A 12,749-nucleotide genomic window follows, 5' to 3' on the forward strand; every position below is an offset into this window, starting at 1 on the left:
GGAGCTGACGAGCAGTCTGCAAAAGAGTTTTTGCAAAAATTCTTTGGGGAAATCTTGAGGTGAGGCGCCAACGGGGGAGCGAAAGGGGCGAAGATGGGCATTCAGTGCACTTGTGGGGGTGGGGTGCCCGATCGCCGAGGCCAGGAGGTTAGTCTTCTGGGCGGACTGTGCCGGTTTCCACCGAGACGGGCGCATGGCCGGGCCGCCGTGGATCACGGCAGGCAGCGCAGCGCCGCGCGTAGGCCGTTCCTCCTGCCCCCGTCCGCCGAGCCGCCCGAGATCGCCCTGTCATGCCCACGCACCCCGCGGCGCGCCTGCCGCACGCCCCCGAGTCCCCCGTCGTCGTGCCCGTCCGGGCCCCCGCCCGGCCCACCCCCGTGGCCGCCGCGCACAGCATCAGCGCCGCGACCGCCGTCCTGCTGGCCCTGGTCGGCATCGGCGCGATGATCCACGAGCCGGTGCTCATACCCTCCCTGGCCGCCAGCGCGGCCCTGGTCCACAGTGCCCCCGCGCTGCCCCTGGCCCAGCCCCGCAGCGTCATCGCGGGCCACATGATCGGCGCGCTGGTCGGCTACGGCGTGCTCGCCGGGCTGGGCAGCAGTCCCTGGGCGGCCGCCGTCGCGGGCGGCCTCACCCTCGCCCTCACGATGGCCGCGCGCACCCCGCACTCCCCGGGCTGCGCCAGCTCCGTGATCGTGGTGCTCCAGACCCCCGACGCGGAGACGTTCGTGCCGCTCCTCCTCGGCGCCACCGTCCTGCTGGTCCTCACCGGCTGCCTGGCCTCCCGCATCCGCCCGGGCGCCACCCGCTACCCGGCGTACTGGTGGTGAGCCGCCCGGCCGAACTCAGTCGTCGGCCGCGACGAGCAGCGTGACCCGGCCCGCCGCGCGGTCCACGACCACGAACTCGTGGAACTCCCCGTGCACGGGCCCCCAGTCGTGGTGCGCGTCCCGGCCGAGGCCGCTGAGGACGTGGACGCCGTCGGCCGCGCCCAGCCGGTCGAACACCTCCCGCCGCAGGTCCTCCTCCAGCTCCGCCGGCACGGGACCGAACCGGTCCGCCCACTCCCGCAGGACCCGCGCCGCGGCTTCCGCGTCCACGGCCCCGTACGCCTCGGGCGTGACCAGCCGCAGCCAGAACGGCCCGTGCCGCGGCCCGTCCGGCAGCACCCCGCCGCCCATGTAGTCGTCGCGGAACTGCTCGTGGCCGATCAGCGCCGCGAGCAGCTCCCGGTCCCCGACGGGCCCGGCGGGCAGCCGCAGGTGCCTGAGGTCGACCCACCGGTGGCCGTGCGCCCCGTCGCGGAACGCGTAGTGCCGGAAGTTGAGGAACCCGTCGGCCTCGTGGACGAGCCGGGTCACGGTCACCCGAGTCTCCGCGCCAGCAGGTACGCGCGCTCGGTGTCCGCCTCACCCGGATACGGCCCCCGCACCAGCGTCGCCTCCACCGTGAACCCGGCAGCCGTCAGGCCGGCGGCGACCTCCTCGGGGCGCAGGGCGAAGAAGTCGAGCGACACCGGGCGGTCGAGCCAGGAGTCCAGGTGCCGGACCTCCTCGCCCGCGTGGAAGGCGGCGAGGACGAGGCCGCCCGGCCGCACGGCCCGGGCGAACTCCGCGTAGGCCGTGGGCCGCTCCTCGGCCCTGAGGTGGATCAGCGAGTAGAACGCCACCACACCCGCCAGTTCTCCGTCGCCGAGCGGGAGGCCGAGCATCGATCCGACGCGCACGTCCAGGCCGGGCCTGCGCGCCCGGGCCACCTCCACCATGCCGGGCGACAGGTCGAGGCCCAGGACCGGAACCCCGAGGTCGGCCAGGAAACACGCCACCTGGGCGGGCCCGCACCCCACGTCGGCCACGGGGCCCTCCTTCGGCACCTGTTCGGCGAAGGCCGCCAGCATGGCGCGGTCCAGGGGCTTGGAGGCCAGATCCGCGGTGAAGCCCTGCGCGTACGCGTCCGCGACCGCGTCGTAGGAGTCCCGGAGGGAGGTGCTGTCCATCGGGCGAGTATGCGACACGCCCCCGCCGTCGTGATCAGCGGCTCGGGACCTCGCCCTCAGCCGCCCACGGCGAGTACGTCCAGCAGGGGCGGGGACGGTGGCCAGGGCGGGGACGGGAGGGTGGCGGCCAGGCGCAGGGCGCCGAGCAGGGGCGGGCCGTCGGGGGCCGTCCAGCGGGCGTCCGGCAGGTACGCGGCCACGTGACGGCGTACCGCGTCGGCGAGCCCGGGCAGCCGGAACAGCCCGCCCGTCAGGCACAGGTGGGGGGACGGCAGCCCGGCTGCGGCTGCCGTCCCGCTCGCCGCGATCTCCTCCGCGGCCCGGTCGAGCAGCAGGACCGCCACCGGGTCGCCCTCCGCCGCGGCCCGGCCGACCGCGGGCGCGAACCCGGCCAGCAGCGCGGCCCGGTCGGCCCGCGGCTGCAGCGCCGCGGGCAGCCCTGCCACCGGCCCGAACTCCTCCGTGGCCAGGGCCAGCAGGAGCGCCGAGCCGCCCGCCCGGCCGTCGTGCTGCCGCAGCGCCGCCTCCAGACCGGCCCGCCCGATCCACGCGCCCCCGCCGCAGTCGCCCAGCAACTGCCCCCACCCGTCGGCCCTGCGCCACCCGTCCTCCGGGTGGGACCCGACGGCCACCAGCCCGGTGCCGCCCGCCACCACCACCCCGTGCCGGGTCCCCAGCGCGCCGATGTGGGCCGTGACCGCGTCACTGGCCAGGGCGAGGGACCGGGCCCCGGTCTCCCGCGCCAGCGGCCCCGGCAGCCGCGCGGCGAGGTCGCGGCCCAGCAGGGCCATGCCCGTCGCGCCCACCGCGACGGCCGTCGCCCCGGGTGCGCCCGCGGCGTCCAACAGCCCGCGCAGCGCCGGCAGTACGGCCGCCAGCAGCGCCTCCGCGTCGTGCCCGGCCGCCGTGATCCGGGCCGGGGCGTCGAGTTCGGCCGTCCGGACTGCCGTCAGGGCGGCCGGCCAGCCGCCCCGCGCGAGGGCGATCCGGATCCCCGTACCCCCGACGTCGATCCCCGCGAACCAGTGCTCCCCGGCCCCGTCGGACATGACGTACCTCCTTCGCTTTCCGGCCAGCTTCGCGATGTGAGGCCGACCATAAAGGCACCGCTTTGCAGAAAATCTTTCAGATCTACGCGGGAAGAATGAAAGATCTTCAGTTGCTGCGCCCGGGAATCGCATCCTCCGCAAGATCCCCGAAATGGTTGCATGGACAACTTATGGGGTGATGTCCGGATCGCGGCCAACCTGCCGGCCGCCGTTTCCGGGCCGGCGTCACCCGCTGGTACTCATCGCCTTGCGCCGCGTACGACAAGCACACCGCGGCGCCGGAAACCCGTACCACCACGTACCACCAGGGGGGACACCCATGTCCGTCATGACCCGACGCCGAGCCCTCGGCGTCACCGCCTCCGCGGCCGCCGCGCTCGCCGTGGCCGGAGCCACCGGTGCCGCGGCCGCCGGCACCGCGGACCACACGGACCACACCGGCCACACCGCGCCCGGCTCCTTCGACGAGGTCTACAAGGGCCGCCGCATCCAGGGCGGTCCGACCGCCCACGGCGGCCACCACGGCGACCACGGCGGCGGCCACTCCGTCCGCATCGACGGCCAGGAGCTGCACATCATGCGCAACGCCGACGGCACCTGGATCAGTGTGGTCAACCACTACGAGACCTACCGCGACCTGCGCTCGCTCGCCCGGGCCGCCGTCGTGGAGCTCCAGGGCGCCAAGCTCGTGCCGCTCGCCACCGGCTGACCACGGACCGCCCGACCGCGGACCGACCGATGCGGGGACACCCTGACCACGTGATCCCCGCACACCACCGACCGACCACCGCACCACCCCAGAAAGACACGGGGACGTACCAGTGACCATACGCAAGAACCAGGCCACGCTGACCGCCGACGAGAAGAAGCGATTCGTCAACGCGGTGCTGGAGCTCAAGCGAGCCGGGACCTACGACACCTTCGTCAGCACCCACAACTCCTTCATCATGAGCGACACCGACTCGGGCGACCGCGTCGGCCACCGCTCGCCCTCCTTCCTGCCCTGGCACCGGCGCTTCCTGCTGGAGTTCGAGCAGGCGCTCCAGGCCGTCGACCCGACCGTCGCCCTGCCCTACTGGGACTGGAGCACCGACCGCACCACCCGCGCCTCCCTCTGGGCCCCGGACTTCATGGGCGGCAACGGCCGCTCCCGCGACGGCCAGGTGATGGACGGCCCGTTCGCCTACTCGGGCGGCAAGTGGGAGCTCAACGTCCGCGTGGACGGCCGCCCCTACCTGCGCCGCGCCCTCGCCTCCTCGGTGGCCCAGCTGCCGACGAAGGCCGAGGTCGACAGCGTGCTGGCCATGGCCACGTACGACGAGGCGCCCTGGAACAGCGCCTCCAACGGCTTCCGCAACCACCTGGAGGGCTGGCGCGGCGTCAACCTCCACAACCGCGTGCACGTCTGGGTCGGCGGCCAGATGGCCACCGGCGCCTCGCCCAACGACCCGGTGTTCTGGCTCCACCACGCCTACATCGACAAGCTGTGGGCCGACTGGCAGCGCCTGCACCCCGGTTCGACCTACCTGCCCGTGGCCGGCACCGCGAACGTGGTGGACCTGAAGGACACCATGCGGCCGTGGAACAACGTCACGCCGTCCGACATGCTCGACCACACCCGCCACTACACCTTCGACACGGCGGCGTGACGCCCGCCTGACGGGACGGGCCCTGACGGGACGGGCCCGGGGCGGGGCGGGGACGAAGGCGGAGGGTCCGGGGGCGGGTCCGCGGGCCGGGGGAACGAATCCGCCACCCAGGCCCCGCCCTCTGGCGCCGCACCCGCGTCCGCGCTTCACTCGGGGCCCATGAGACGACAGCGGATCATGAGCATGATCAGCGGGCTCGCCCTCGTGGCGGGCTCGCTGTTCGCGGGTGCCTCCCTCGCCCGTGCGGACACCCCGCCCGCCGAGTTCGGCACCGACTGGCACGACCCGATCACCGCCGACCCGCCCGTCACCCGGCCCGCCGGCCGCTCCTGCGAAGTCACCCTGGCCGCAGCGCAGTTCCGGGACTTCACGCCGTACCGGGGGAGCTACGCGCCCCCCGCGGCCTGCCCGGGCCCCTGGTCGAAGGTGGTGCTGCGCCTCGACGGGAAGGTCAAGGGCCGCCAGTACGACCGCCTCGGCAACCTCACCGTCGACGGCGTCGAGATCCTGCGCACCTCCACCCCGCAGCCCTCGCCCGACGGCATCACCTGGTCCGTCGAGAAGGACGTCACCCGGTACACCGACACCCTGCGCCGCCCGGGCGCCGTCGAGATGCTCATCGGCAACGTCGTCGACGACACCTACACCGGCGTCCTCGACGTCCGCGTCACCCTCACCTTCCACACCGGACGTCCGGCGGCCACCCCCGGCCGCGGAACCGGCCGCTCCGTCCCCGACCGCGTCCTGCCCGTCACCGCCGCCCCCGTCACCACCCCGCGCAACACCGAGCGCCTCCTCGCCGAGGTGTACGCCACCGGCTCCGGCGGCGGCTGCGAGGAGTACTGGTACCTCACCGTGCCCGACGAGGCCCCCTACTCCTGCAAGGCCGCCGAAGGCCCGTACCGCGAGGTCCGGATCTCCGTCGACGGCCGGCTCGCCGGCATCGCCGCCCCCTTCCCCACCGTCTGGACCGGCGGCTGGTCCAACCCCTTCCTCTGGTACGTCACCCCGGGCCCCCGCGCCTTCGACGTCCAGCCCGTCACCTACGACCTCACCCCCTTCGCCGCGCTCTTCAACGACGGCCGCCCGCACACCGTGGAGGTCTCCGTCGCCGGCGTCCCGGCCGGGCAGAGCGGCTGGAGCGTCCCGGCCAACCTGCTGCTCTGGCAGGACCACGGCCGCCGCACCGTCACCGGCGCCCTCACCCGCCACCAGCAGACCGAGCCCGTCAACATCCCCCGCTACACGGCAGGTTCACCCCACCGCCTGGACACCACCGGCGGCCACTCGCTCACCGTCTCCGGCTACCTCGACACCTCCCACGGCCGCGTCACCACCACCGTGACCCGCACCCTCGCCCACACCTCCGCGCACCGCTGGACCGACGGCGAGGACCGCGACGCGCTGGCCGCCGAGTGGCGCGACGACGAGACCGTCACCACCGGCGCCGTCACCACCCGCACCGCCCGGACCTACACGATGGACGGCGAGACCACCCTGGGCGCCGACAGCCGCCTGCGGACCGTCCTCGGCCTCGGCGACCGCGCCGACACCACCGTGACCCGCCCCGGCCGCCCCGCGTCCCGGACCAGCCTGGACCACACCTACACCGGCGACGCCACCTACACGTACGGCGTCCCGCGCGACCAGCGCCACGCGATCGGCACCACCACCGACCGCTACCGCCTCCGCACCCCCGACGGCTGCCACGACCGCACCCTGCGCACCGCCCAGGGCTTCCTCGTCGAGGACGTCAGCGGCTGCTGACGGAGAACGTCCGCAGCTTCTTCCGGAGCCTTCGGCAACCTTCTGACCAGGGGATCCGAAGGCCCGGCCACGGGCATCGGCACGCCGGCAGGTGGCCCATAATTGTGCCTGCTCGCGGGGTGGGCCAGGCGAGCAGGCACAACTCAAAGGGGACGCGCCAGATGGCACAGGGAGCGGACAAGACCACCGGGCGGGGAAGACCGGAGGCCGAACTGTTCGCGGAGATGCGCCGGATCAAGGAGGCCGCACGGCTGAGCTACAACCGGCTCGCGGACAAGACGCACTACAGCCGCTCCTCCTGGGAACGCTTCCTCAACGGCAAGCAGGTGCCCACCAGGGTCGCCGTCGAGGAGTTCGCGACCGCCGCCGGAGCGGACCCGCTGCCGTTGCTAGCCCTCCTCGGCCGGCTCGACCGGAACCCCGCCGCCCCGGCCGCGGCTCCCGCCGCCGGCCGGTCCGCCGCAGCCGCCGAACCGGCGAAGGCGGAGGCGGAGGCGGAGGTGGAGGTGGCGCCGGGGTCCGCGCCCGGCGCGTTCTCGGATCCCGCGGCCCCCGCCGGTGTGGTCCCTCAGGGTCCGGCTCCCTCGGGCACGGCCCCCGAGCCGCCGGCCCCTCCGGCACCCGCGGCTCCGTCCTCGCCCGTGCCGGCCTCCGACCCCGACGCCGCCGAAGCCGGGCCCGTACCGGCCGCAGCCGGGCCCGTACCGGCCGCACCCGTGCCCGTACCGGCCGCACCCGTGCCCGCGCCGGCCGCACCCGTGCCCGCACCCGCCGCCGACCACGACCACCGCAGTCCGCGGGCCCGCCGGCGCGCCGTCCTGGCGATGGCGGCCTGCGCCCTGGCCGGAGCGGTGCTCGGCAGCGTGCTCACCGTCATCGGCCTCAGCGGTGTGGCCGCCACCTCCGGCGGCGCCGACGCGGCGTTCGGCTCCCACGGGAGGTCCGCCACCACCGCACCCGCCGACGGCGGGACCGGCACCGAGGCCCCGGCGCCCCGCCCCACCGGCCCGGTCAGGACCGGCTGCAAGAGCGACACCTGCCTGCTCCGCGAACCCCAGGCCATGGACTGCCAATGGGACGCCACGACCGTACGCAAGACCTGGCTGCGCGGCATGAGCATCCAGCTGCGCTACAGCCCGGCCTGCCAGTCGGTCTGGGGCCGCATCGAGGCCGGGAACATCGGGGACACCGTCAGCATCCGCGACAAGCGGGGCCTGTCCGACCAGGCCGCCATCCGGATGGAGCACGACACGTACACCCGGATGCTCGCCGTGACCCCCCAGGAGCCCTGGGAGACGATCACCGTCTGCGGCTCCATACCGAACCAGAAGGAAGAGGAGTGCTCCCCGCTCGGCGGGGTCAAGCCCTAGCCGGTCCCCGCCGGCGTGCCCGGCCGCACTCCGCCCCGCCGCCCCCTCCTCCCCGTTCGCGAAATCCTTGACCTCAACCCGACTCGAGGTCCTAGCGTCGAGGGCATGGACATGGAGATCACGGCCTGGCAGTCGCTGCACAGCACGATGAACGCCCAGACCCACCGGCGGCCCTTCGACCGGGCCACCCTGCGCCGCATCGGAACCTTCGCCCGCCCCCACTCCCGCCGCATCGGCCTGTACCTGCTGGTCAGCGTGGCGACCGCCCTGCTCGCGGTCGCCACCCCGCTGCTCGCGGGCCGCGTGGTCGACGCCATCGTCGGCGGCGGCGACTCCGGCACCGTGGTCCGCCTGGCCGTGCTCATCGCCGGCATCGCGCTCGCCGAGGCGGCCCTCGGACTGGTCGGCCGCTGGCTCTCCGCGAACCTCGGCGAGGGCCTCATCCTCGACCTGCGCACCGCCGTCTTCGACCACGTCCAGCGGATGCCGGTGGCGTTCTTCACGCGCACCCGCACCGGCGCCCTCGTCAGCCGCCTCAACAACGACGTCATCGGCGCCCAGCGGGCCTTCAGCAACACCCTCTCCGGCGTGGTCGGCAACCTCGTCACCCTGCTGCTGACCCTCACCGTGATGCTGGGCATCTCCTGGCAGATCACCCTCCTCGCGCTGGTGCTCCTCCCCGTGTTCGTGATGCCCGCCCGGCGGATGGGCCGCCGCATGGCCGGCCTCCAGCGCGAGGCCGCCGACCTCAACGCCGCCATGGGCACCCGTATGACGGAACGCTTCTCCGCCCCCGGCGCCACGCTCGTGAAGCTCTTCGGCCGGCCCGCCGAGGAGTCCGCGGAGTTCGCCGCACGCGCCGCCCGGGTCAGGGACATCGGCGTCCGCACCGCCATGGCGCAGTCCGCCTTCATCACCGCCCTCACCCTCGTCTCCGCCCTCGCGCTCGCACTGGTCTACGGGCTCGGCGGCGTCCTCGCCCTCGACGGCCGGCTGGAGGCCGGCGCCGTCGTCGCCCTCGCACTGCTGCTCACGCGCCTGTACGCGCCCCTGACCGCACTCGCCGGGGCCCGCGTCGAGGTGATGAGCGCCCTCGTCAGCTTCGAGCGCGTCTTCGAGGTCCTCGACCTCGAACCCCTCATCGCCCAGAAGCCGGACGCCCGGCCCGTCCCCGACGGCCCGCTCGCCGTGGAGTTCGACGGCGTCCGCTTCGGCTACCCCTCCGCCGACAAGGTGTCCCTCGCCTCCCTGGAGGAGACCGCGGTCCTCGACACCCGCGGCGGCACCGAGGTGCTGCGCGGCATCTCCTTCCGCGCCGAACCCGGCCGGATGGTGGCCCTGGTCGGCTCCTCGGGCGCCGGCAAGTCCACCATCGCCCAGCTGCTGCCCCGGCTCTACGACGCCGACGAGGGCGCCGTACGGATCGCCGGGGTCGACGTACGCGACCTGGACGCGGACTCCCTGCGCGGCGCCCTCGGCATGGTCACCCAGGACGGGCACCTCTTCCACGACACCGTCCGCGCCAACCTCCTCCTCGCCCGCCCCGGCGCCACCGAGGAGGAGCTGTGGGAGGTGCTGCGGCGGGCCCGCCTCGACGGCCTCATCGCCGGGATGCCCGACGGCCTCGACACCGTGGTCGGCGAGCGCGGCTACCGGCTCTCCGGCGGCGAACGCCAGCGCCTCACCATCGCCCGCCTCCTCCTGGCCCGGCAGCGCGTGGTCATCCTCGACGAGGCCACCGCACACCTGGACTCCACCTCGGAGGCGGCCGTGCAGGAGGCCCTCGCCGAGGCGCTGGAAGGCCGCACGGCCGTGGTCATCGCCCACCGCCTGTCCACCGTCCGCGCCGCCGACCAGATCCTCGTCGTCGAGGACGGCCGCATCGTGGAACGCGGCCGCCACGAGGACCTCCTGGCCGCCGGCGGCCGGTACGCGGAACTCCACCGCACCCAGTTCGAGGGCGGGGGCGGGAACTCCACGGCGGTCGTCGGCGGGTCGGTGGCCGGTGGGCCGGCAGGACCGGTCGTCGGCGGGTCGGTCGTCGGTGGGGCGGTGGACGGAGCGGCGTAGGGAGCAGGGGCGGGCTCAGGCCAGGAGGCGGCTCCAGGTGCGGGCGTCGACGGAGCCGTCGGCGGGCAGTCTGCGGGCCTTCTGGAAGGCGGCGACGCGGGACCTGGTGCCGGGGCCGAAGAGGCCGTCGACGGGGGTGTCGTAGCCGAGCGAGTGGAGTCTGCCCTGCATGGCCCGTACGGCCTGGCCGGCGGCACCCTGCGAGACCGGGGTGCTGAGCTGGTTCCACGTCTGGGCGCCGGCGACGCCGTCCAGGACCGTTTCGCTGCGCGTCTGGAAGGCCCGCAGCGCGGATTCCGTGGCCGGGCCGAAGCTGCCGTCGACGGGGACCTGGGCGCCGTGCTGGAGGAGCAGGTGCTGGAGGATGCGGACGCGTTCGCCCGTGTCGCCCGGGCGGAGCACCGTCCACATGGGGCCCACCGGGTCGCCGCCGACCCGTGCGGCCACGTCGGAGCGGAGCTTGGGCAGCAGGGCGTAGAGACGGTCGCCGGGGCAGGCGGTGGCGTTGAAGTCCCGGTGGCCGTAGATCTGGTAGGCGTCGACGCCGTACTGGCGGCAGATGTACGTGCAGAGGGCGACCAGGCTCTCGTACTGCTCGGTGCGGGGCTCGACGGTGCTGTAGGTGCCCTCGTTCTCGATGCCGATGGCGACCCGGTTCTGGCCGGTGCAGTGGGCGGCCTCGACGGTCTCGGACCCGCCGAGGAGGGAGTTCAGGCTCTCGTGCCGGCCCTCGGTGACGAAGCCGCCGCGGCTGACGGTGAAGTGCTGGCCGGTGTCGATCCAGCCGTTGGTGTCCATCTGGTAGTTCTGGATGGCCCGGGCCAGGACGAGGGAGCGTTTCTGCGAGTAGTCGGCGACGTTGGGGGTCGCGGTGTGGTGGACGACGATCTTCTCGGGCGAGGTGGGCAGTACCCGGACGGGGCTGGTCGGTTGCCGGGCGCCCCAGGAGTCACAGTCCGTGATCTCCGGGGCGTCCGCCGCCCAGGCCCTTCCCGGCGTCCCGAGGGCGGCCAGCGCCCCCAGCGAGAGGGCTCCCGTGAGCACCGTCCGGCGGCGCAGCAGGGGTCGCAGCGTCGGCAGCATGTGCGATTCCGTTCCGTGGAAGAGCGGACGGCGGCTCACCCGGTGCGAGGCGTACGGGTGATCCGCCGTGGCTTGAGCGGGATGTCCGACACCCCCGTGTCCGGACAGCCCACCAACGCGTCAGCACGCTAGAGATCAAGACGGGTTCCGGACAAGCCAGATCGCCGTGTGGGACGTCCCGTGTCGTCCCATGGGACCCCTGGGACACCCGGGACGGGTGACGCGGGGAGGGCCGAACGGCCCAGCGCGCCGGGGAGGGACGGGGGCCACCCCGTGCCCTCCGGCCTCGGGACCGCTCCTCGCTGCGGGCGTCGCTTCCAGGCCGGACACGGCCAGGCCCGGCCGCGCCGCCGACCGGAGCAGGGCGTCAGGGTTGCCGTGGCGCCGGACCCGGTGGCTCAGCCCGTGGCGAGCCCCCCGCGTCGTCGAAGCGGACGAACTTGAGGCCGCCCACGTGCGTGTCGTCCGGCCGCAGCGTGCCGACGACGTCCTCCGGACCGCCGTCGTTCCGCCGGCCACGACCTCGGCCGTCGCCTGCCCCAGGAGCAGCCGCGTGACGTCCGGGCTCCGGGTCTGCCCCACGTCCGTCTCCCGGCGCGCGACCTCCGCGCCGTTCCGCCGCGGGGTGAACCACTTCAGCTCCGGCCGGCCGGGCTCGCTGTGGTTCGAGCGCGGCGACTCGCAGAAGAGGCAGCTGGTCTCCGCCTCGTACGACGGCATGGGCGACCTGCCTGGTCTGCGGGCGGGCGTCGGGGTGTTCCCCTCACCGTCCGGCCGGTCGTGGAGCGGGGCCACACGGCAAGGCCGTTCGGCCCCGGCGGGCGAGGCGGGTCCGCGGGGGCGCGGGCCGGCTCCGGAGGCACGGCATCCGGTCCGGCCGATCGGAGCCGGTGCGCGCCACCGCGTCCGACCGGCACATGACGCTTGGCCGTGCGACCCGTGACCTTCGGCTCGGGATCCGGCCGACCGGCACTGTGGGCGGCGGGCGGCCGCTTCCTACGGTCGGGCGTGTCCGCAACAGCAGGCCCCCGACGCCTTGGAGCGCCGTCCCATGAACACTCCCAGCACCCCCGCGCCCGACCCGTCCGCCGTGCCTCACTCGCCCGCCGTGCCCATGCCACCCGCCGTGCCCATGCCACCCGCCATGCCCAGGCCGGGCCGCGCGTCGGAAGCCACCGGCGCAGGCGTCGTGCCCGCGGCGCGTCCCGTACCCGCCCCCGCACTCCAGCGGTTCGGCGCCGTGAGCGGGGTGTTGCTCGCGCTCGGCCTCGGTGTGCCCGGGGCCGTCGAGGCGTTCACCGGGGAGACCGCCGCCACCAGCATCGTCCTCGGGCTCGGGGCGGCCTTCGGCGTGCCCGCCGTGACCGCGTTCCACGCCCACCAGAGCGCGGCCTCCGGCCGCTTCGGCGCCCTCGCGCACGCCGTGAACCTCGTCGGTCTCGGCCTGTTCACCGGCGTCGCCTTCGCCCTGAACCTCGTCGTGTACTTCCTGCACCCGGCCGAGCTGCCCGCCCCGACCCGCGCCGCGGTGCTCGCCGGGGCCGCCGTGTTCATCGCCGGCACCGTGCTGTTCGGGGTCTCCATGGCCCGCAGCGGGGTGTTCCCGCGGTCGGCCGCCTGGGGCTACACCGTGTGCCTCACCCTGCTCGCCCTCGCCTCCTCACTGCCCGACACGCCCTGGACGGGCCTGCTGCACGTCCTCGCCGCCGCCTCGCTCGTCCGACTCTCCGTCGCCGTCTGGCCGGAGCCCCGCCCGTCCGCCTGA

Annotated in this window: 11 protein-coding genes; 7 read left to right on the forward strand and 4 right to left on the reverse strand. The window is 74.6% G+C overall.

Annotated elements, in window-relative coordinates:
• Positions 1-290: 290 nt before the first annotated feature.
• Entirely contained in the window at positions 291-830 is a 540-nt protein-coding gene (locus ACIQUQ_RS24970; RefSeq protein ID WP_403979726.1) for an HPP family protein, read from the forward strand.
• A 15-nt stretch (positions 831-845) separates the two neighbouring features.
• On the opposite strand, the gene ACIQUQ_RS24975 is transcribed toward ACIQUQ_RS24970, so the two are convergent.
• Genes ACIQUQ_RS24975 through ACIQUQ_RS24985 form a run of 3 tightly spaced genes read right to left on the reverse strand, consistent with a single transcriptional unit; the run spans position 846 to position 3,045 of the window.
• On the reverse strand, positions 846-1,367 hold the full coding sequence (locus ACIQUQ_RS24975; RefSeq protein WP_403979729.1) for a hypothetical protein: 522 nt from the start codon (positions 1,365-1,367) through the stop codon (positions 846-848).
• Positions 1,364-1,996 carry a class I SAM-dependent DNA methyltransferase gene (locus ACIQUQ_RS24980; RefSeq protein ID WP_403979732.1) on the reverse strand — a complete coding sequence of 211 codons (633 nt, stop codon included), beginning with the start codon at positions 1,994-1,996 and terminating at the stop codon, positions 1,364-1,366. Before ACIQUQ_RS24980 ends, ACIQUQ_RS24975 begins: the two co-directional genes overlap by 4 nt.
• A 56-nt stretch (positions 1,997-2,052) precedes the next feature.
• Positions 2,053-3,045: an N-acetylglucosamine kinase gene (locus ACIQUQ_RS24985; protein ID WP_403979735.1), complete on the reverse strand. Its 993-nt coding sequence runs from the start codon at positions 3,043-3,045 to the stop codon at positions 2,053-2,055.
• A gap of 319 nt (positions 3,046-3,364) precedes the next feature.
• On the opposite strand from ACIQUQ_RS24985, the gene ACIQUQ_RS24990 reads away from it, so the two are divergent.
• From ACIQUQ_RS24990 to ACIQUQ_RS25010, 5 genes are all read left to right on the forward strand, one after another.
• The gene (locus ACIQUQ_RS24990; RefSeq protein ID WP_403979738.1) at positions 3,365-3,754 is read left to right on the forward strand and encodes a tyrosinase cofactor; all 390 of its coding nucleotides are present in this window, start codon (positions 3,365-3,367) and stop codon (positions 3,752-3,754) included.
• 112 nt (positions 3,755-3,866) lie between these two features.
• Positions 3,867-4,694 carry a tyrosinase family protein gene (locus ACIQUQ_RS24995; protein WP_403979741.1) on the forward strand — a complete coding sequence of 276 codons (828 nt, stop codon included), beginning with the start codon at positions 3,867-3,869 and terminating at the stop codon, positions 4,692-4,694.
• A gap of 159 nt (positions 4,695-4,853) precedes the next feature.
• Entirely contained in the window at positions 4,854-6,461 is a 1,608-nt protein-coding gene (locus tag ACIQUQ_RS25000) for a peptide-N4-asparagine amidase (RefSeq protein WP_403979744.1), read from the forward strand.
• 161 nt (positions 6,462-6,622) lie between these two features.
• Complete coding sequence (locus tag ACIQUQ_RS25005) at positions 6,623-7,831, forward strand: helix-turn-helix domain-containing protein (protein WP_403979747.1); 1,209 nt, start codon at positions 6,623-6,625, stop codon at positions 7,829-7,831.
• 105 nt (positions 7,832-7,936) lie between these two features.
• Positions 7,937-9,901: an ABC transporter ATP-binding protein gene (locus ACIQUQ_RS25010; RefSeq protein WP_403979749.1), complete on the forward strand. Its 1,965-nt coding sequence runs from the start codon at positions 7,937-7,939 to the stop codon at positions 9,899-9,901.
• A gap of 15 nt (positions 9,902-9,916) precedes the next feature.
• Here the strand turns inward: ACIQUQ_RS25010 and ACIQUQ_RS25015 are convergent, their stop codons facing one another.
• Positions 9,917-10,984, reverse strand: a complete 1,068-nt coding sequence (locus ACIQUQ_RS25015) for an N-acetylmuramoyl-L-alanine amidase (protein ID WP_403979752.1) — start codon at positions 10,982-10,984, stop codon at positions 9,917-9,919.
• A 1,051-nt stretch (positions 10,985-12,035) separates the two neighbouring features.
• Here ACIQUQ_RS25015 and ACIQUQ_RS25020 point away from each other — a divergent pair.
• A complete protein-coding gene (locus ACIQUQ_RS25020; protein WP_403979755.1) occupies positions 12,036-12,749 on the forward strand; it encodes a hypothetical protein in 714 nt (237 codons plus the stop codon).

Origin of the sequence: Streptomyces sp. NPDC101118 (assembly GCF_044759445.1) — a bacterium.
Taxonomy (GTDB): Bacteria; Actinomycetota; Actinomycetes; order Streptomycetales; family Streptomycetaceae; genus Streptomyces.